At 67.7% G+C, this 18,075-nt stretch carries 17 protein-coding genes; 8 read left to right on the forward strand and 9 right to left on the reverse strand.

The genetic code is table 11. The features are described from left to right. Positions 1 to 4: 4 nt before the first annotated feature. Genes asnB through E8M01_RS02625 form a run of 4 tightly spaced genes read left to right on the forward strand, consistent with a single transcriptional unit; the run spans position 5 to position 4,623 of the window. Complete coding sequence (gene asnB / locus E8M01_RS02610; protein ID WP_136958684.1) at positions 5 to 2,032, forward strand: asparagine synthase (glutamine-hydrolyzing); 2,028 nt, start codon at positions 5 to 7, stop codon at positions 2,030 to 2,032. Then, positions 2,032 to 3,585, forward strand: a complete 1,554-nt coding sequence (locus tag E8M01_RS02615; protein WP_136958685.1) for a class I adenylate-forming enzyme family protein — start codon at positions 2,032 to 2,034, stop codon at positions 3,583 to 3,585. The genes asnB and E8M01_RS02615 overlap by 1 nt, the downstream gene beginning before the upstream one ends. A gap of 38 nt (positions 3,586 to 3,623) precedes the next feature. Then, positions 3,624 to 3,890, forward strand: coding sequence for an acyl carrier protein (locus E8M01_RS02620; protein ID WP_136958686.1), 267 nt, complete (start codon positions 3,624 to 3,626; stop codon positions 3,888 to 3,890). Between the two features lie 4 nt (positions 3,891 to 3,894). Further along, positions 3,895 to 4,623 carry a N5-glutamine methyltransferase family protein gene (locus tag E8M01_RS02625; RefSeq protein WP_425467697.1) on the forward strand — a complete coding sequence of 243 codons (729 nt, stop codon included), beginning with the start codon at positions 3,895 to 3,897 and terminating at the stop codon, positions 4,621 to 4,623. Positions 4,624 to 4,651: 28 nt separating this feature from the next. Here E8M01_RS02625 and E8M01_RS02630 read toward each other — a convergent pair whose 3' ends face one another. After that, complete coding sequence (locus tag E8M01_RS02630; RefSeq protein ID WP_170181745.1) at positions 4,652 to 5,506, reverse strand: T6SS effector amidase Tae4 family protein; 855 nt, start codon at positions 5,504 to 5,506, stop codon at positions 4,652 to 4,654. Positions 5,507 to 5,768: 262 nt separating this feature from the next. Between E8M01_RS02630 and E8M01_RS02635 the strand changes: the two genes are divergently transcribed. Beyond that, the gene (locus E8M01_RS02635) at positions 5,769 to 6,743 is read left to right on the forward strand and encodes a helix-turn-helix domain-containing protein (protein ID WP_136958688.1); all 975 of its coding nucleotides are present in this window, start codon (positions 5,769 to 5,771) and stop codon (positions 6,741 to 6,743) included. A 22-nt stretch (positions 6,744 to 6,765) separates the two neighbouring features. On the opposite strand, the gene E8M01_RS02640 is transcribed toward E8M01_RS02635, so the two are convergent. Beyond that, positions 6,766 to 7,530, reverse strand: a complete 765-nt coding sequence (locus tag E8M01_RS02640) for a DUF899 domain-containing protein (protein WP_136958689.1) — start codon at positions 7,528 to 7,530, stop codon at positions 6,766 to 6,768. Between the two features lie 168 nt (positions 7,531 to 7,698). Further along, positions 7,699 to 8,007: a hypothetical protein gene (locus E8M01_RS02645; RefSeq protein WP_211596694.1), complete on the reverse strand. Its 309-nt coding sequence runs from the start codon at positions 8,005 to 8,007 to the stop codon at positions 7,699 to 7,701. Positions 8,008 to 8,089: 82 nt separating this feature from the next. Between E8M01_RS02645 and E8M01_RS02650 the strand changes: the two genes are divergently transcribed. Continuing rightward, on the forward strand, positions 8,090 to 9,310 hold the full coding sequence (locus E8M01_RS02650) for a helix-turn-helix domain-containing protein (protein WP_136958690.1): 1,221 nt from the start codon (positions 8,090 to 8,092) through the stop codon (positions 9,308 to 9,310). A 75-nt stretch (positions 9,311 to 9,385) separates the two neighbouring features. Here E8M01_RS02650 and E8M01_RS02655 read toward each other — a convergent pair whose 3' ends face one another. The 4 genes from E8M01_RS02655 to E8M01_RS02670 form a co-directional block, all read right to left on the reverse strand. Then, entirely contained in the window at positions 9,386 to 10,462 is a 1,077-nt protein-coding gene (locus E8M01_RS02655; protein WP_246088574.1) for a CobW family GTP-binding protein, read from the reverse strand. Then, entirely contained in the window at positions 10,459 to 12,072 is a 1,614-nt protein-coding gene (locus E8M01_RS02660; RefSeq protein WP_136958691.1) for an amidohydrolase family protein, read from the reverse strand. The genes E8M01_RS02655 and E8M01_RS02660 overlap by 4 nt, the downstream gene beginning before the upstream one ends. 204 nt (positions 12,073 to 12,276) lie before the next feature. Then, on the reverse strand, positions 12,277 to 13,500 hold the full coding sequence (locus E8M01_RS02665; RefSeq protein WP_136958692.1) for an FAD-dependent oxidoreductase: 1,224 nt from the start codon (positions 13,498 to 13,500) through the stop codon (positions 12,277 to 12,279). Then, the gene (locus E8M01_RS02670; RefSeq protein ID WP_136958693.1) at positions 13,493 to 14,107 is read right to left on the reverse strand and encodes a TetR/AcrR family transcriptional regulator; all 615 of its coding nucleotides are present in this window, start codon (positions 14,105 to 14,107) and stop codon (positions 13,493 to 13,495) included. The genes E8M01_RS02665 and E8M01_RS02670 overlap by 8 nt, the downstream gene beginning before the upstream one ends. Positions 14,108 to 14,426: 319 nt before the next feature. On the opposite strand from E8M01_RS02670, the gene E8M01_RS02675 reads away from it, so the two are divergent. Then, positions 14,427 to 15,623, forward strand: a complete 1,197-nt coding sequence (locus E8M01_RS02675; protein ID WP_136958694.1) for an amidohydrolase family protein — start codon at positions 14,427 to 14,429, stop codon at positions 15,621 to 15,623. 20 nt (positions 15,624 to 15,643) lie between these two features. On the opposite strand, the gene E8M01_RS02680 is transcribed toward E8M01_RS02675, so the two are convergent. Continuing rightward, positions 15,644 to 16,579 carry an aromatic alcohol reductase gene (locus E8M01_RS02680; RefSeq protein WP_136958695.1) on the reverse strand — a complete coding sequence of 312 codons (936 nt, stop codon included), beginning with the start codon at positions 16,577 to 16,579 and terminating at the stop codon, positions 15,644 to 15,646. A 76-nt stretch (positions 16,580 to 16,655) separates the two neighbouring features. On the opposite strand from E8M01_RS02680, the gene E8M01_RS02685 reads away from it, so the two are divergent. After that, positions 16,656 to 17,075 (forward strand): winged helix-turn-helix transcriptional regulator, encoded by a 420-nt coding sequence (locus E8M01_RS02685; RefSeq protein ID WP_246088575.1) that lies wholly within the window; start codon positions 16,656 to 16,658, stop codon positions 17,073 to 17,075. Between the two features lie 105 nt (positions 17,076 to 17,180). Here the strand turns inward: E8M01_RS02685 and E8M01_RS02690 are convergent, their stop codons facing one another. Next, a complete protein-coding gene (locus tag E8M01_RS02690) occupies positions 17,181 to 17,918 on the reverse strand; it encodes a DUF3750 domain-containing protein (protein ID WP_136964419.1) in 738 nt (245 codons plus the stop codon). Between the last annotated feature and the right edge of the window lie 157 nt (positions 17,919 to 18,075).

Below are 18,075 nucleotides of genomic sequence, written 5' to 3' on the forward strand. Positions count from 1 at the left end.
CGGCATGTGTGGCATCGCGGGGATCGTCACGACAGGTGCGGCCGGAGCGGCCCCTTCGCGCGAGGCGCTGCTGCGCATGGCCGGGGCGCTGGCGCATCGCGGCCCGGACGAGCGGGGCCTGTACCGCGACGAGCGTGCCGGCCTTGCCCATGCCCGCCTGTCGATCATCGATCTGGCCAATGGCCAGCAGCCTCTGGCCGACACCGGCGACACGACCTGGATCGTGTTCAACGGCGAGATCTTCAATTACGTCGAACTGCGCGAAAAGCTGGTCGCGCTCGGCCACCGGTTCCGCACCCGCAGCGACACGGAAGTCATCGTCCACGCCTATCGCGCCTGGGGCCCGGCCGCCTTCGAGCGCATGAACGGGCAATGGGCCGTGGCGATCTGGGACAAGGTCGCCGGCCGTCTCGTCTTGTCGCGCGACCGGACCGGCATCTGCCCGCTGCATCTCTGCGAACACCGGGGCCGCCTTTACTTCGCCAGCGAAGTGAAGGCCATTTTCGCCGCCGACGCGTCGATCCCCCGGGCCTTCGATCCCGCCGGCATCGATCAGACCTTCACGCTCTGGACGGTCGTGCCGCCGCAGGGCGTGTTTCAGGGGATCACCGAGCTCCCGCCCGGGCATGTCCGCATTCATGAAAACGGCAGCCACCGCGAATGGGCCTTCTGGAAACCGCGCTATCCCGAGATGTCGGGCCCGCAGGACGGTCAGTTCGCCGGCTCGCGCGACGACGCGGTGGAGGCGGTGCGCAGCGCACTCGAAGCCGCGACCGCGCTCCGCATGGTGCGCTCCGACGTGCCGGTCGGCAGCTATCTGTCCGGTGGGCTCGACAGCTCGCTCGTCGCGGCGCTCGGCAGCCGCCTCGCCGGCGAGCGCTTCCAGACCTTCTCGCTGCGCTTTGCCGACGGCGAATATGACGAGACCCATTTCCAGCGCCTGATGGTCCGCGCGACCGGCAGCGAGCACCATGAAATGGTGGTGTCGCGCCGGGACATCGCCGAGGTCTTCCCTCAGGTGATCCACCACACCGAGCGGCCGATCCTCAGGACCGCTCCGGCGCCACTGTTCCTCTTGTCGAAACTGGTGCGCTCCCGCGGCGTCAAGGTCGTGCTGACCGGCGAAGGCGCCGACGAAATGTTCGCCGGCTACGACCTGTTCCGCGAAGGCAAGGTCCGCCGCTTCTGGGGTCGCCAGCCCGCCTCGACGTTCCGGGCGCGGCTGCTGGAGCGGCTCTACCCCTATCTCACCCGCTCGCCGGTGCAGCAGCAGGCCATGGCGCGCCAGTTCTTCGGCCGGGATATCCAGGCCTACCGGGCGCCGGGCTTTGCCCATGACACGCGCTGGCGCACCACCAGCGCCATCAAGCGGCTGTTCTCCGCCGACATGCGGGCCGAGGCGGCGCGCCGGGACGCGGTGGCCGAACTGATCGCCCGGCTGCCCCCGGAATTTTCGCGCTGGAGCTTTCTGGCGCAGGACCAGCATCTGGAGATCCAGACGCTGCTGTCGGGCTACCTGTTGTCCTCGCAGGGCGACCGGATGCTGATGGCTCACTCGGTCGAAGGGCGCTTCCCGTTCCTGGACGAGGACGTCATGGCGCTCGCAAATTCGCTGCCGGCCGCCTACAAGCTGCGCGTGCTCGACGAAAAGCACGTGCTGAAGCGCGTCGCCGAACCGATCGTGCCGGCGGAGATCGTGACCCGCAAGAAGCAGCCGTTCCGGGCGCCCAACGCCTTGTGCTTCGTCGCCTCCGATGCGCCGGCCTATGTCGCCGACGCGCTTTCGGAAACCGCGCTGCGCCGGGCCAATGTCTTCGACCCGCCATCGGTCGCCCGGCTCCTGAGCAAGTGCAAGGCGCAGGCCGAGGCCGGCGACGGCGACCTCTCCAATTCCGACAACATGGCGCTGGTCGGCGTGCTGTCGACCCAGCTCCTGCACCACGAGTTCATCGCGGGCCTTCCCGCGCCGGCGCGCAGTGTCGAATTGCGCGTCGATGTCGATCACGAGCACCGGTCCGAGGTCCTCATCTGATGCACGACGCCATACCGCTCCTGCACGATTACCTCATCCACGCCGCCTCCAAGCTCGGCGGCAAGGTGGCCCTTGTCTGCGGCCAGCAGCGTGTCAGCTATCGTGAGCTCGAGGCGCGCTCCAACGCGATCGCGCGGCACCTGGCCGGAGCCGGCGTCGCCCGCGGCGACCGGGTGATGATCTTCGCCGACAACACGGTCGAGACAGTGGTGAGCTTCTGGGCGGTGCTCAAGGCCAATGCCGTGGCCTGCATCGTCAATCCGCTCACCAAGAGCGACAAGCTCGGCTATCTCATCGACGATTGCCGGCCAGCCGCGCTCATCACCGACAGCCATCTGCACGCGATATTCGCGGAGCCGGTGCGCGGCCGCCCGTTCTTGCGCCGGGTGATCGTCTCCGGGCCGATCGGCGACGCAGAGCTCTCAGGCCTGCCCGATGCGGTGCGCTGGGACACCGCGGTCGAGGCCGACCGCGGCGCGGCACCGGCACGCCTCTGCATCGACATCGACCTCGCCGCCATCATCTACACCTCCGGGTCGACAGGCGATCCCAAGGGCGTGATGCTGACGCACCGGAACATGCTCGCCGCGTCCACGTCGATCGCCTCCTACCTGGCGCTGCGCGAAGACGAGGTGATCCTCAACGTCCTGCCGCTAGCCTTCGATTACGGCCTGTACCAGATGATCATGGCGTTCCGCGCCGGTGCCCGGCTGGTGCTCGAACGCTCCTTCGCCTTCCCGCCCCAGGTCCTGACCCTGATCGCCAGCGAGAAGGTCACCGGCTTTCCCGGCGTGCCCACCATCTTTGCCGCGCTGTCGAGGCTCTCATCCCTTGGCGATCACGATCTCTCCAGCATTCGCTACGTCACCAACACGGCCGCCGCCCTGCCGCTGAAGCACATCCGGCTGCTCCAGGAGCTGTTTCCGCGCGCCCGGGTCTATTCGATGTACGGCCTGACCGAATGCAAACGTTGCACCTATCTGCCGCCGGAAGACCTCGACCGCAAACCGCTGAGCGTCGGCATCGCCATCCCGAACACGGAAATGTGGATCGTCGACGAGAACGACCAGCGCGTCGGCCCCGAGGTCGTCGGCCAGCTGGTGATCCGCGGCGCGACGGTGATGCGCGGCTATTGGGGCAAGCCGGAGGCGACCGCCCGGAAGCTCCGGCCCGGCCCGCTGCCCGGCGAGCTGGTGCTCTACACCGGCGATTACTGCCGGATGGACGCGGAGGGTTACCTCTATTTTGTCGGCCGCGGCGACGAGATCATCAAATCCCGCGGCGAGAAGGTCGCGCCAAAGGAGGTGGAGAACGCACTGATGGATATTCCAGGCGTCACGGAAGCCGCGGTCATCGGCGTTCCCGATGACCTTCTCGGCCAGGCGGTGAAGGCCTTTGTGGTGATCGAGCAAGGCCGGACCATCGGCGAGAAACAGATCCAGAAAGAGTGCCAGCGGCGGCTCGAAAGCTTCATGGTCCCGAAATATGTCGTCATCGCCGCCAGCCTGCCGCGGACCGATACCGGCAAGCTCAGCAAAAAGACCCTGTCATGACGTGAGCCAGCAGCAAAACCGACGGGAGAACACAGCCAATGTTAGCGACAAAGGCACCAGACGGCATCTACAGAGAGCAAATCCGGGATTTCCTGGCGTCGAACTTCTACTTGCCCGACGCCGATGTCCTGGAGGACCACACCTCGCTGATCGACCAGGGCATCATCGACTCGACGGGTGTGCTCGAGGTGATCGGCTTCATCGAGGAAACCTTCGGCATCACGGTCGAGGACAGCGAACTCCGGCCGGAGAACCTGGATTCGATCCAGGGCATCGCGCATTACGTCACCCGCAAGAAAAGCTGACGACGTGAGCCAAGAAATCAACGTCGCGAGCCACGTCGCGAGCAGCGGCGAGATCGACGTCGCCGGCGCCTATGGCAAGGGCCGCACCCTGTTCATGGGCGTGGAACTGCTGGTTGCGCCCGGCGCGCTGGTTCCGCGGCCGGAGACCGAATTGCTCGGCGCGACCGCCGTCGATGTCCTGCGCCGGATGAACCGCGCCGAGCCACGCGTCGTCGACATGTGCTGCGGCGCCGGCAATCTGGCCTGCGGCATCGCGCATCATATTGCCGGCGCGCGCGTCTGGGCGAGCGATCTCACCGACGGCTGCGTCGAAGTCGCACGCCGCAACGTCGCCCATCATGGCCTCGAGGACCGCGTCTCGGTGCTGCAGGGCGACCTGTTCGACGCCCTTTCGGGCCTGGCGCTCGACGGCACGATCGACGTGATCGTCTGCAACCCGCCCTATATTTCGGACAAGCGGCTGGAGGGCGACCGCGCCCATTTGCTGGCGCTCGAGCCGCGCGAGGCCTTTGCCGCCGGCCCCTACGGCCTGAGCATTCACATGCGGGTGGTGAAAGACGCGCCGCGCTATCTGCGGCCAGGCGGCGTCCTCGTCTTCGAGGTCGGCCTCGGCCAGGACCGGCAGGTCGCCATGCTCCTGGAGCGCGGCAAGCTCTACGAGGGCATCGGCGTGGTCATGAACGACGCCGGCGAGGGCCGGGTCGTGATGGCGCGCGCCAAAGCGCCGGCATGAGGTTCGGCCGCCCGCAGGCGCCCCGGCGCTACAGCTTCCGGGCGAACAGCGGCGAGAAGCGGTTCGACGTGCCGTTCATCTCGCGCTTGTTGCCCCAGTACCTGAACTTCTCCACCGTGGCGCCGCCATCCGTCGGGTTCCACTCGATGACGACGTGGGGCGCGGTTTCGGACGTGGTCACCCGGCCGGAATTCACCGGCATGCTGACCGGCGGAGCCAGGGTGTTCTTGGGCGCGGATTCGACATAGGTGACGATGCCCCTGTCGGAAAAATAGTACCAGTAATAGCTGCCGTCATAGACCACCCACCAGCCGAGCAGCCACTCCGGCAGGTCCCACTCGTCCGGCGGGTTCGCGGTGTTGGCGACCTCCCAGAACAGGATGCGCGGCTGGCCGAAAATATGGCCTTCGCTCATGCCGCCGGGCGCACCCGCCTTCTGCTTGATCGTATCGGTGTCCCATAGCTCGGTATGCACGCCGGGCGTGTTGTCGCGGAACACCAGTATGCCCTGCCGGCCGTGCAGGTAGTCCTTCATGTCGGACAGGCTTCTGATATTGCCGGCGCCGTCGCGCTTGACGTTCTCGGTCCGGCCATAGCGGCTGGTCAGGTACATTTCGAGCTCGTCCACCGCGCCGATGTGATAGCGGCCGTTGATCACCGCATTTGGCCGCCTGTAGCTGCTCTTCGGGATGGTCTGGTGGGCGGCGTTGAGCGCCCAGCTCATCTGCAGGCAACAGGGCGTCGGGTTCGAGCCGGGATTGGCTTTCTTGAGATCGGCGATGTAGTCGGCTATGCCCTGCGCGCCGGCCGCCTTCAGGGCGTGGTGCATGGGATACTTGGACCACATGACATCGAAATTCGCCCGGATATGCGCGAATGCCATGGCAGGCCTCCCTCGCCGCGGGACCTTGGAGCCAGAGAGTATGGCAGCCCGGGCCCGGCGAACAAGCCGCCAGGGCGTGTCGCGATCGCGCAAGCGCCACGGCCGGTTCGCCACGGCCCCCGGCGCTTGGTCCCGCGACCCCTTGGCCCTTGGCAAGCCGGACCGCCTCGCCGATACTCGCAGCCTCTGACCGTCGGGGGTGGCGCCGGGTGACAATGGCAATGTGCCTCCCTGCCGGACGACGGCGCAGCTGAGATAGACGATGATCGCCTTCTCCACCGATGCGGTGGCGCCACACGAGCGCTTCGACCACTGGCGTGAGGTGCGCGGCAAGAAGCTGTTCGGCGTGACCATCGAGCTCGAACCCGAGCGCAGGGCGGACTTTTCCGGCAGCTTCCGGGCCTCGACCCTTGCCGGGGCGACGCTCGCCACCATCAGCGCATCGGCCTATCGGGTCAGCCGGACCGCCGCGGATATTGCCGCGATGCCGGGCGACAGCCTGGTCGTCTCGCAGCAGATCGCCGGGCCGGGCTGGTGCGATACCGGCACCGACCAGCCGTTTTTCGTCACCGGCGGAACGCTGGTGGCCGGCCATTCCGACCGCGCTTTCGCCGGCATACCGTCGACGCAGGCGCCGTTTCGCTTCCGCACCGTGAAGATCCCGCTGCAATCGGGACCGTCCTTCCCGCGGCCCGCGCAGCTCCTCGACCTGCCATCCTTCGATCTTGGCGCCAGCGGTTATTCGCACCTGATCGCCGCCTCGCTCACCGCCCTGTTCGACGATACGGCGCCGCTGGCGGAGACCGAGGCGGAACAGTCGATCGGCGCCCTGGGCCAGATGGTCCTGCTCGCCCGCGCGCTTGCCGCTCGCGGCGCGCCGCCGAGCCGGCTGGCGCTGCGCACCGCCCATCGCCATGCGCTCCGGCAGATCATGCGGCGCCATTTCCATCGCATGGACCTGTCGGCCGAGATCGCCGGCGCGATGCTCGGCATCTCCAAGCGGCAGGTCCATGCCATTTTCGAGCCGACCGGCGGGTCGTTCATGACGACGCTCCAGGCCATCCGCATCGAGGAAGCCTGCCGCCAGCTGGTCGCGCAGCCGGCCACGCGCGTCACCGAGATCGGCTTTGCCTGCGGCTTCGGCAGCCTCGCGACCTTCTACCGGGCTTTCCAGGGGACAGTCGGGATCGCGCCGAACGACTACCGGCGCATGGCATGGGACCAGGCGATCCACTGACGCCCGGTCCACCGGCGGCCGCTCAGGCCTTGCCGTATTCGTCGTGGCGGCGGAACCAGGCGCCGGTCTCGTTGCGTCCCTTGGGCGCCCGGTCGAGCCATTGGTACATGCCCCAGAGACTGTCGACGCCGCGCGTATAGGTGGAATAGGTGTGGTAGACCACGCCGTCCTCGCGCACGAAGGCGCTCAGGCCCGGCCGGTCGAGCGCATAGACCGGCGCGACGGTTCCGCACATGGCGGCGAACTGGACGACCGGCTCCGGCGCCGGTGTGATGTCCAGGGCGTGGCCCGCCCGCCGGTAATTGTAGTCGACCGTGCCCTCGCGCTGCTGCGCCTCGGTGAACGAGACATTGAAGTCGAAATTGAAGTCGCCGTCGCCCGACGACACCCAGGGAAAGGTCCAGCCCATCCGCTGCTTATAGGCCTGCAGCTTGGCGAGCGGCGCCCGCGACACCGAGACAAGCGCGACATCGTGGTTGGCCAGGTGGACGACCGAGCCGTCGAAGCCGTCGGCGACCGCCGAGCAGGACGGGCACCCGGCCGCATAGTCGGGCCCGAACATGAAGTGGTAGACCAGGAGCTGCGAGCGCCCGCCGAAGAGATCCGCCAGCGAGGCGCCGCCCTGGTCGGTGTCGAAGCGATAGTCCTTGTCGATCCGGACCCAGGGCAGCTCCTGCCGCCGCCGCGCCAGTTCGTCGCTGCGCCGGGTCAGCTCCTTCTCCGCCTCGAGCAGCCCGAGCCGGGCTTTCAGCCATTCACCGCGTGTTGCAATCTGATGTGCCGTCATGGTCTTCGCTCCTGTGTCTATTGGTGGTGAGGCAGGTTAGGACCGGCGTTTCGACCGGCGGGAGTGACAAGTGTGGCGGGATTCAACAGGGGCTCGTCGGTCCCGGCCGCGCAGGGTGCAAGTCGGATCAAGCCTTGCCCAATGGTCAGCCGTCCTTGATGCAATGCTTCAACCCGAGGCGATCAGTTCCGGAGAGCCTTCACGGGCGCCAACGCCGCTTCGCCAGCCTGCGACCAGCTTCAGCCAGGGCGCCGCATGGAAGATGCTCATCAGCAGATACATCAGGACCATTCCGCTGATGACCGGCGCGCCTTGGGCGGCCGCGCAGAACGCCTCCAGCGGGCCGCCGCCAAGGACGCCGGTCATCAGCGCCATGAGCGCGAAGGTCGGCGTGGCGGCGAGGCATAAGACGTCGGTCGCGCGCAGGTCCGGGCGCGCCTTCAGCCACTCCTCGTGCGAAACGACCTGATTGCGCATCATTGACCTCCTGTCCGCCGGGATGCTTGGTCGTAGCCTCGGGCATCGACGGGGTGGGAGTGACAAGTGTGACGGGATTCAGATGGACTCGCTGATCACCGCCGCGGCGCGGGCGCTGGCCGCCGGCGATCCGCTCGGTGCCTTGAACCGGGTGGCGCTGCGTGACGACGCGCCGGCGCTGGCGCTGCGCGGCATCGCCATGGCGCAGCTCGGCGATCTCGTGCGGGCCAAGGCGCTGCTGCGCCGTGCCGCGCGCGCCTTCGGTCCGAAAGAGGCCATGGCCCGCGCGCGCTGCGTCGTCGCCGAGGCCGAGATCGCGCTGGTCTCGCGCGACCTCGGCTGGCCGGCCAAGGTGCTCGATGCGGCGCGGGCGACGCTCGAAACCCATGGCGACCACGCCAATGCCGCGCATGCGCGCAACCTCGAGGTCCGGCGGCTCTTGCTGATCGGCCGCCTCGACGAGGCCGAACGCCAGTTGGCCGGGCTCGACCCCGCGCTCCTGCCGCCCGCGGCAAAGGCTGCCCATGCGCTGGCGCTTGCCGGAATAGCGATCCGGCGCCTGCACACGGCGGCGGCGCGCGCCGCGCTCGTCCGCGCCGGCGAGGCGGCGCGCCAGGCCGGCATCCCCGGCCTGGCGGCGGAGGTCGAAAGCGCGTCCGGCGTGCTCGACATGCCGGCGGCGCGGCTGATCGCGCGCGGCGAGGAGCGCCCTCTCCGGCTCGCCGAGGTCGAGGCCTTGCTGGCCTCCGGGGCTTTCGTCGTCGACGCCTGCCGCCATGTCGTGCGCGACGCCGGCACGGTGGTGTCGCTGGCGACCCGGCCGGTGCTGTTCGCGCTGGCGCGCGCGCTGGCGGAAGCCTGGCCCGGCGACGTGTCGCGGGACGTGCTGGTCGCCCGCGCCTTCCGGGCCAAACACGCCGATGAATCCCATCGCGCGCGGCTGCGGGTGGAAGCCGGGCGGCTACGCGTCGCGCTTCGGGCACTGGCCGACGTCACCGCGACCAAGCGCGGCTTCGCGCTGGCGCCGCGCCACGCGGCCGAGATCGTCGTGCTGGCGCCGCCGGTCGACGAGCCGCATGGAGCCGTGCTCGCCTTCCTCGCCGACGGCGAAGCCTGGTCGAGCTCGGCCCTGGCGATCGCCCTCGACGCCAGCCCGCGCACGGCGCAGCGGGCGCTCGACCAGCTGGCGGCGGCCGGCAAGGTGCAGTCGTTCGGCCGCGGGCGCGCGCTGCGCTGGATGACCCCGCCGGTGCCGGGTTTCCCGACGACCTTGCTGCTCCCCGGTCCACTGCCGAGCGACTAGAGCCTGATCGTCCCGCATTGGTAATCTGCGGCACCACGGGTTGCCCGACACCTCAATCCGCCCCCCGACCAGGCTCTACGGCGCGGTCACCCTCTCCGCCATCCCGGGCCGCGACCCGACACCCAGCTTGCGCCCGCCGAACGCGCCGGCCGCCGTCGTCGTCACGACCATGCCGAGATCCGGCGTCACGCCACGCAGGTCGCCAAGGGTCGTGTCGCGGGCGATGACCACGATGAACGAGCCACGATCGAGCTTGGCCGCCCGGAACGGCCGCGGCATGGAAAACAGCGTGCCGACGCTCTGGACCAGCAAGGGCACGTCGCTTTCGCCGGTTCGCACCAGCCCTTTGAGCCGCAGCAGCCGGTCGCCGAGCAGGCCGGCGAGATTGTCGAGCCAGGCCGCCAGCGCCTCATAGGCCGGCTCGCCCGCCATCTTCACCAGAAACACGCCGATGCGCGGATGGGCACCGGCCTCGGCCGAACCGGTCTCCGGCGGATCGAAACCGGCGTCGCGCGGACCGGCGGCGGCGATCGCATCCCACAGCGCCTTGCCACGCTGCGTGCCCGAGATCACCCGGGCGAGCGGATTGACCGCGCCGGCCTCGCGCCCGGCTTGTCCGCGCGCTTGCGGCCCGAGCAGATCGGTCTTGGTGACGATCAGCGCCTGGGCGCCGGCCCACTGCGCCAGCGCTTCGGGAAACGCGGCCAGCTGCCGGCCGCGCGCGGCGTCATAGGTCGAGACGATCGAGACCGGCATGCGATGCTCGGCGAGCACGCCAAGCGAGCGCAGCACGGGCCCGGGTTTCGACAGGCCGCTGGTTTCGAGAATGATGCGCCTCAGCGGTCCCTGGGCCTCCGGCCGGTCGACCCGAAGCAACGCCTCGACCGCCACCGCGAGATCGCTTGCGCCCTGGCAGCAGACGCAGCCATTGGCCAGCATGCTCAAGCGAACATCGCCGCCGCCATCGGCGAGCACGGCGCCATCGAGGCCGATCTCGCCCGCCTCGTTGACGATGATGGCGGTATCGGCCGCCTCCGGCAGGTCCAGGAAATCGCGCAGGAGCGTGGTCTTGCCGCTGCCGAGGAAGCCGGTCAGGACGATGAAGGCGGGCGCCGCATGGGCGCTCGAATGCCTGCTCGAATTCATGGTCATTTGGGCCGTTCCGCCAAAGTCGGCCCATCGTCCTCCCAGCTCTTGTCGACCATGGCGCGGACATCCGCGAGCAGTTCGGCGGTGTCGTAGATCACCCCGTCCTTGATGGTGAAACGCAGCGCCCGGTGCCATTCGATGGTGCGGGTCTCGTCGTTCAGCCGCATCGCGCCGGTGCCGTAGAGCATCTTGAAATCGGTCAGCGGATTGTGGTCATGGACCAAGAGGTCGGCCTTCTTGCCGACCTCCACCGTGCCGATCTCGTCGGCGAGCCCGCACAGCGCCGCGCCTTGCGAGGTGGCCGCGCGCAGCACCTCGATCGGGTGGAAACCGGCCTCCTGCAAGAGCTCCAGCTCGCGGATATAACCGAAGCCGAAGATCTGGAAGATGAAGCCTGAATCGGAGCCGGCGCAGACCCGCCCGCCGCGGTTCTTGTATTCGTTGATGAAGGTCATCCAGAGTCGGTAGTTTTCCTTCCACTCGATCTCGTTCTGGGTCGACCAGCGATACCAATAGGAGCCATGGCCGCCGCGCTGCGGCTGGAAATAGTTCCACATCGACTTCCAGGTATAGGCCTTGTGCCAGTCGGCCTGGCGCGCCCGCATCAGGTCGCGGTTGGCGTCATAGATCGTAAAGGTCGGGACGAAGGTGAAATCGAGCGCCAGGAACTTGTCCAGAACCTCGTTCCATTTGGCCGAGCCAGGCTTGGCGCCCTGCTGGAACATCTGGCCGGCCACCGAGAAGCGGAAATATTCGTCGTTGTAATCATAGTCGTGCGGATAGTTCTGCACGACCCGGTCCTCGAACAGGGCTTCCGGCAGGCCGTAATAATGTTCCGCGCTGCCCAGCCCCCAGCCGGCGGTGGTCAGCGCGTTCATGCGGGTGACCGCGGTCTGGGCATGGTGGCAGCCGGTGCGAAGCCCCAGCTTGCGGCATTCGTCGAGGGCCGCCTCCATGATGGCCGGCGGCGCGCCGAAAAACTTCACGCCATCGGCGCCGCGCGCCTTGGCCTGGCGCAGCCAGGCGCGCCCTTCGTCGGGCGTATGCACGGTCTTCAGCATGTCGTTGACGGCGGGAAAATAGACATAGGACAACAGGCGCGGCGCGGCGATGCTGTTGGCCTCGGAGCGCTGCTTCTGGTCGAGCATCCAGCCGAGCCCGTTGAACGAGCCCATCTCGCGCACCGTGGTGACGCCATGGGCGAGCCAGAGCTTGTAGACATAGTCGACCGGCGGCACCCAGCCATTGGCGGCATGATAGGCAACCCCGGCATGGCCGTGGCAATCGACGAAGCCCGGCGTGACGAACTTGCCGTGGCAATCGATCTCGTGATCGCCGCCGGGCGGCCGGGCCGCCTCCTTGATCACCGTCTTGGCCGAGCCGACCTTTTTCATCAGGACGATGCGGCCGTTCTCCACCACGATGTCGGTCGGCCCGATCGGCGGCGCCCCGGTGCCGTCGATGACGGTGGCGCCGCGCAGCACCAGCCGCTTGAACGGCCCGATGCCACGATCGCGCGTGGTCGAAGGCTCGAGCGGCGGCTGGCCCGCCTTGGTCCGGTCAAATGCCAGTTCGTCGCCGGTTGCCGGCCGCGCAACAGCCTCATCCGCCATGATCGATTCCTCGACGTCGTTTCCTCTTGGGGCGACGAAGCTAGCCGGCCGATGTCGCGGCGACAAACGAAGCCGCGCCTCCAGCCGCGCGTCTCAGGCAGAGGTGCGATGCGGCCTTGCCGCGTGAAGCGTCGGGATCGTTGATGCGTGTCTCGTTCCAGGGGCCCACGCCACCACGGTACGCGGCGAAGCTCACCGGCGAAGCTACCACGGTATCGCGGCCCTGATCCCTGCTGCCCTGAGATCGAGATCGTCCCCTTCCAGGCCATTCATCAGGCGGACCTCCGCGCGTCGCATGGCGAGCGGGGCGAAGCGGACAAGGCGGAGTGCGAAGTTGACGATGGGCTCGAGCCCGGGCCAGCTCTGTGCGGAAGCGACGGCCCTGCGCTGCCCCTGCCGCTGCAGCCGCTCGACCATCGCCCGGCGATCATGCTCAAACCGGGCCAGCGCATCGGCGAGGTTTGCGCCCGCGTCGCGCGCGGCGACGCGGCTGACAAGGGCGAGCGCATCCACCAGGGCGCAGTTCGCGCCTTGGCCGAGATTCGGGCTCATGGCGTGGGCGGCGTCGCCGATCAACACGACCTTGCCGGCCGACCAGGCGTCGCATTGCACGCTTTGATGCTGCAGCCGCACCGTGCCGGGCCAGTCGTGACGCTCGTCCAGCACCAGCCGCATGGGCGGGAAGTCCCGGCAGACGCTTTCCTTCCAGGTGGCGAAGCTGAGCGTCTCGATTTTCCCCACCGTCTGGCCGGAGCCGCCCCAGAACCAGAAGGTCTTGGCCCCGCCCAAGGGCAGCATGCCGCAGGCTTCCGCTCCGCCGATATATTCTCCATGGCAGTCGGCCGGGACCGCGAAGCGGGCGACACCCTGGACACTTCCCTCGACGACCGGCCAGAAGCGGCAAGCAAAGCCGGCCAAGTCGCGCACCGCCGAATTCACGCCATCGGCGCCGACGACGAGGTCACCAGCCAGGCGGGCGGCGCCACTCGGCGTGTCGTAGACGAGAACCGGCGACGGGCCGTCCGTTTCGACGGCGGACACCTTGCAGCCGAGGCGCAGTGTCACGCCCCGCGCCGCGCAGGCCCGCCACAGAATGTCGTGCAGGTCGGCGCGATGGATGCACACCGGCCAGAGGTTGGGTGGAAGGTGCGCCTGCAGTTCGGTCGCCAGCAAGGCGCGTCCGCGTCGATCGCGCATCAGGAAGCGCGACATCGCGGCGCCGGCGGCACGAACCTCCTCGGCCACCCCGAACGTTTCGAGGACCAGGAGACCGTTGGCTTGCAGCAGAATGCCTGCCCCGACGGCGCCGAGTTCGGCGGTCCGTTCGAGCACGGTCACCGCATAGCCCGCCTTGCGAAACGCCAAGGCGGCGGCAAGGCCGGCCACGCCGGCACCGGCGATCGCAACCTTTCGCGGGGGGTCACCCATGGTCGGAACCGCCACGGCCACCGACCCCTTGCAGGAACGACGTCAGCACCAGGCGCGGTGCGTCGTTCCGTGCGACGGTGCCGATCTGTACGGCATTCCAGGCGGCATAGAGCAGCGCCTCCAACGACGCGAAGATCCATGCGTCCGGCACGTCCGCCCGAATGAGACCGGCCCGTCTCGCGCGCAGGACAACCGGCAGGATCAGGCCGGTTATGCGTTCGTCGGCCTGCTTCAGCGCGGGATCGTCGAACAGGTCGGCTGCGTAGAGCAGGAAATGAGCATGCACGCCGAGTGGCGTGAGCGCGTCGATCAGGCGGCGCAGGGCCTGTTCGGGCGTGCCATCGCTCGGCTGCGCCGCGACGACGGCGGCCTCGATCATCGTCAGCGCGGCGAGCCCGATCTCACGCAGCAGGTCGGTCCGCGACGCGAAGTGCCGATGCAGCGTGGCGCGGCCGACCTTCGCCGCGCGGGCAATGTCGTCGAGCGAGGCGCGCGGATCGCGCGCCAGCATCTCGGCGCCCACTCTGAGAAGGTTAGCGCGGCTGGAGGTCGATCGGCCGCCGCGCGCCTTGCCACTTGCCGTCGTCATTTTTCCCGGTTCGCTCACGGCATTCGCTCCTCAGAGCAGAGACATCAGCATATCTATTGATATGATTGAGTCCCTAATGAGTCAAGACTGTCTCATTATCAGCGAATGTCGGCGCCACCTCGTCGTCGCTCGCGGACGTCGGGCGCGCGATTGTTTGGCTGATCCTCCCCACGGAGAGCCTGTCTGGAACGCATGGTGTCGGTGGCGAATCTTCCGCAGCCCAGCAAAAACAAAGTATAATTTGACCATCAGCCGGCCGCGATCGAGTATCCGACGCGAATACCGATTGCATGCATTGGCGTTCCGCGACCGAGCGGCGGAACAAGAAAGGGCTCCTATGCCGCAAGACCTTCTGATCCTTGATGTCAGGCCAGCGGGTGGACAATCAGCCGACGTGCTGATCCGCGACGGGCAGATTGCCGCCGTCGGCACGATCGGAGCGGCAGACGGTGCTGCGGTGCTCGATGGGGGTGGCGCGCTGTTGCTGCCGGGACTGGTCGAGGCGCATACCCATCTCGACAAGACGCTTTGGGGCATGGGCTGGCACAAGCATTCGGCCGGGCCGCGCCTGATCGACAAGATCGAGAACGAGCGCCGCATCCGGCGCGAGACAGGCATCGACCCCGACCGGCAATCCGCGCGGCAGGTCGCCCAGAGCCTGAGGATGGGCACCACCCATATCCGCAGCCACGTCGACGTCGATACCGAGGTCGGGTTGGCGGGGATCGAGGGCGTGATGGCGATGCGCGAGCGGCTCAAGGCCGTGATCGATGTCCAGATCGTCGCCTTTCCGCAATCGGGCCTGCTGATCCGGCCGGGCACGCTCGAACTGCTCGACCGCGCCATGGCGCTGGGCGCCGAGGTGGTCGGCGGCCTCGACCCTTGCGCCATCGACCGCGATCCGAAGGGGCATCTCGACGCCATTTTCGGGCTTGCCGAGAAACATGGCCGGCCGCTCGATATCCACCTGCACGAACCTGGCGAGATGGGCGCCTTCTCGCTGGAGCTGATCATCGAGCGCACCCGCGCGCACGGCATGCAGGGCAAGGTCACCGTCAGCCACGGCTTCTGCCTCGGCATGCCCGATGTCGATCAGGCGCGCCGCCTGATCGCCGATCTGGCCCGGGAGCGGATCGCCGTGATGACCACCGGTCCGGCCAGCCGTCCGGCGCCGCCGGTGAAGCAATGCGTCGAGGCCGGCATCGTCGTGTGCGGCGGCTCGGACGGCATTCGCGACAGCTGGAACCCCTATGGCAATGGCGACATGCTGGAGCGCGCCATGCTGATCGGCCTGCGCAACAATTTCCGGCTCGACGAGGAGATCGAGCTGGCGCTCGATGTCTGCAGCCATGGCGGGGCCACGGTCATGGGCCTCGACAGCTACGGTCTCGCCGTCGGTTGTGCCGCCGATCTCTTGCTGGTGCCGGGCGATACGCCGGCCGAGGCGGTGGTGGCGCGCCCCGCCGACCGGACCGTCATCAAACGCGGCAAGGTCGTCGTCCGCAACGGCGAGCTGACCGAGCCGGTGGCGTGATTGGTCAGATTGGGATCATCTCATGCATCATGCCGCCTCCCAAGCCATGTCGGCACGTCGGTGACGGCAATTCCTTGCAAGGAGTTGAACGTCCGCTCCTTGTCCCAGGCGACCCCGGTACGGCGCGCAAAAGCCAGGTGATATTTCCGCATGCCGTCCTCGGGATGCGCCGTTACCTCCGCGAGAAGGGTGTCCATGCGCCAAAGAATGCGCTCCACCGGACGGCCGAGATGCTGCTCCACCATGCCGGCGAGCTGCGCATAGGAGAACGTATCACCTGCGACGAACACCACCGTATCGTCAATGCGCGGCTCGTGCTCCAGGATGGCCACGGTCAGACGGCCAATCTCCTCCGGGATGGTGACCGTCAGCCGATGATCCCAACTGCCGAGGGCGTGAACCCGGCCCTTTTCGAGATCGACCAGACCGAAGGAAGGTTCGAACAGGAAGCTGGTGAACATGCCGGTAGACACGATGGTCCAGTGCGTGCGCGCCTGCGCGCGCAACATCTCCCGGACATCGAGCTGCTCATCCCACACGTCCTGGCCGCTGCCGCGCCCGACGGCGTCATAATCGACGCCGAACTGCCAGGGAACGTAGCGCTCGACCCCGGCCTTCAGGACAGCCGCCGTGATCTTTCGTTGCGTCCCCGCTCCTCCGACAAAACCGGCGCAGCAAATGACCACCGGGAAATCCGCGAAGATCGCAGCAAGCCCCTCTTCGGTTTCCGTCGCCAGATCGGCCCGGATGATCTCGACGCCCATCTGGCGAAGTTTCGCCGCCAGACGGTCCGGTTCGCCATGGGCTCTGTCCGCGGGGACCGGCCGCAGCAGGACATTCAACGATCCAGCGCCGGCTGAACCGCGCCGCGCTGACAGAGCCCGTATCATGGCCATGCCAAGCTCGCCCGCGCCGATAACAAGTGTGGCCTTGGGTCTGGATCTGGTGTCTGACATCAGTTTCTCCGTAGGAACTGATCGTCAAATTGGGCGGTCGTCGCGGAACGATAAGAAGGCACACGAGTGATCCTGCATGGAAATCAGCTTCGACGAGGTGATCGCGCGCTCAAAGGCCGCATGTGAGGCACTGAGCGACGAGGATGACGGCCTGAAGCGCGAGGTGCTTGCCCATGCCGGCAACCGCTGGTCGCTCGGCATCGTCTACGCGCTGGCCGTGTCGGGGACGCTTCGGCATGCCGAGCTTGCCCGCCGCCTGGATGGGGTGACGCAGCGGATGCTGACCCGGTCACTGCGTCAGCTGGAGCGTGACGGCTTGATCGTTCGGCGCGATCATCAGGAAGTGCCGCCGCGGGTCGATTATACCCTGACGGCATTAGGACGCGGGCTTCTGGCCGGCATGATGCCGCTCGGGACCTGGGTGATCGACAACGCCACCTCGTTCAGGTCCGCCCGGGATCGTTTCGATGGCCATGATTCCCGTGACAAGCGGTAACGGCGCGGCCATCTCTCAATTCAAAGCGCCGCTTCGACGGCTCGGCAAAAGGGAACTGAGGTACGTGTCTCCGTCATCCCGCTCTTGGCGCATTTGGCCCAACGCCTAGCCCGCGCTCATTCCAAACCGGCCCAAACCCGGCAGGTTGATCGCCGGACGGCGGAACTCCATGCCCACCACCGCGCCGAACACATTGACCTCAATCCCTTCCAGCCAACCCGCGGTGAACCCACCATAGCCGCCGAGATTGAGCCGAAAGCCGGTGCCCGACGGCGTCAGCGCCAGCCAGCGGCCATCGGCGGGATAGTCCTTGCCGATGGCCGTGGTCGGCAGCCTCAGGCCAAGCTCCGGGGCCGCCGCCATCACATTGGCGACGAAGGTGTTGCTGTTCGGCCCCGGCCACGCCTGGTAGTCGCCCGTGCCGCGGTAGCGGTAGTTGGCGATTGCCGCCTTGATCCTCGGGATGGCGGCGGCGGCGTCAGCGCCGTCCACCGCCAACACAATCTCCGGCGCGCGGCCGAACCAGCGGCCGTCAGGCGGAAAGCCGTTGACGCGGATCGGGCCACCCCAAGCCGTATAGTCGTAGCGTTCGTAAGTCGAGGCGCCTTCCTCCTTCACCACGATCCAGCAATGGGTGGCGAAGATCCCGCGCCATCGCACCGTGCGCGCCGCGAAAACGCGAATAGCGGCCTGACGGTTGCTGGCCGCCGGCGGCAGCAGGCCAGCGCTGGACCGGTCGGCGCCGCGCCAGTCGCGCGTCGCGTCGCCCGCGAGATAGAGGCCGGCAGAGACGCCGATGGGCGCGAGGAACAGGATCAGGAAAGCGAGGCCGAGGCGCCTCATCAGGCGGGACAGGAGCGGCCGGGAAGCGGCATTGCCGTTGATTTCTGTCATGGTCTTCCGGATAGAAGGGCATTGCCATCACGCCGTCGCTCCGTGTCGGAATTGAGATGGCGCGAGAGCGGCGGAACGCCGCAAGACCGAAGGCGGCTCCAGTCAT

It is taken from the genome of Phreatobacter stygius (assembly GCF_005144885.1).
In the GTDB taxonomy this organism is placed as follows: domain Bacteria; phylum Pseudomonadota; class Alphaproteobacteria; order Rhizobiales; family Phreatobacteraceae; genus Phreatobacter; species Phreatobacter stygius.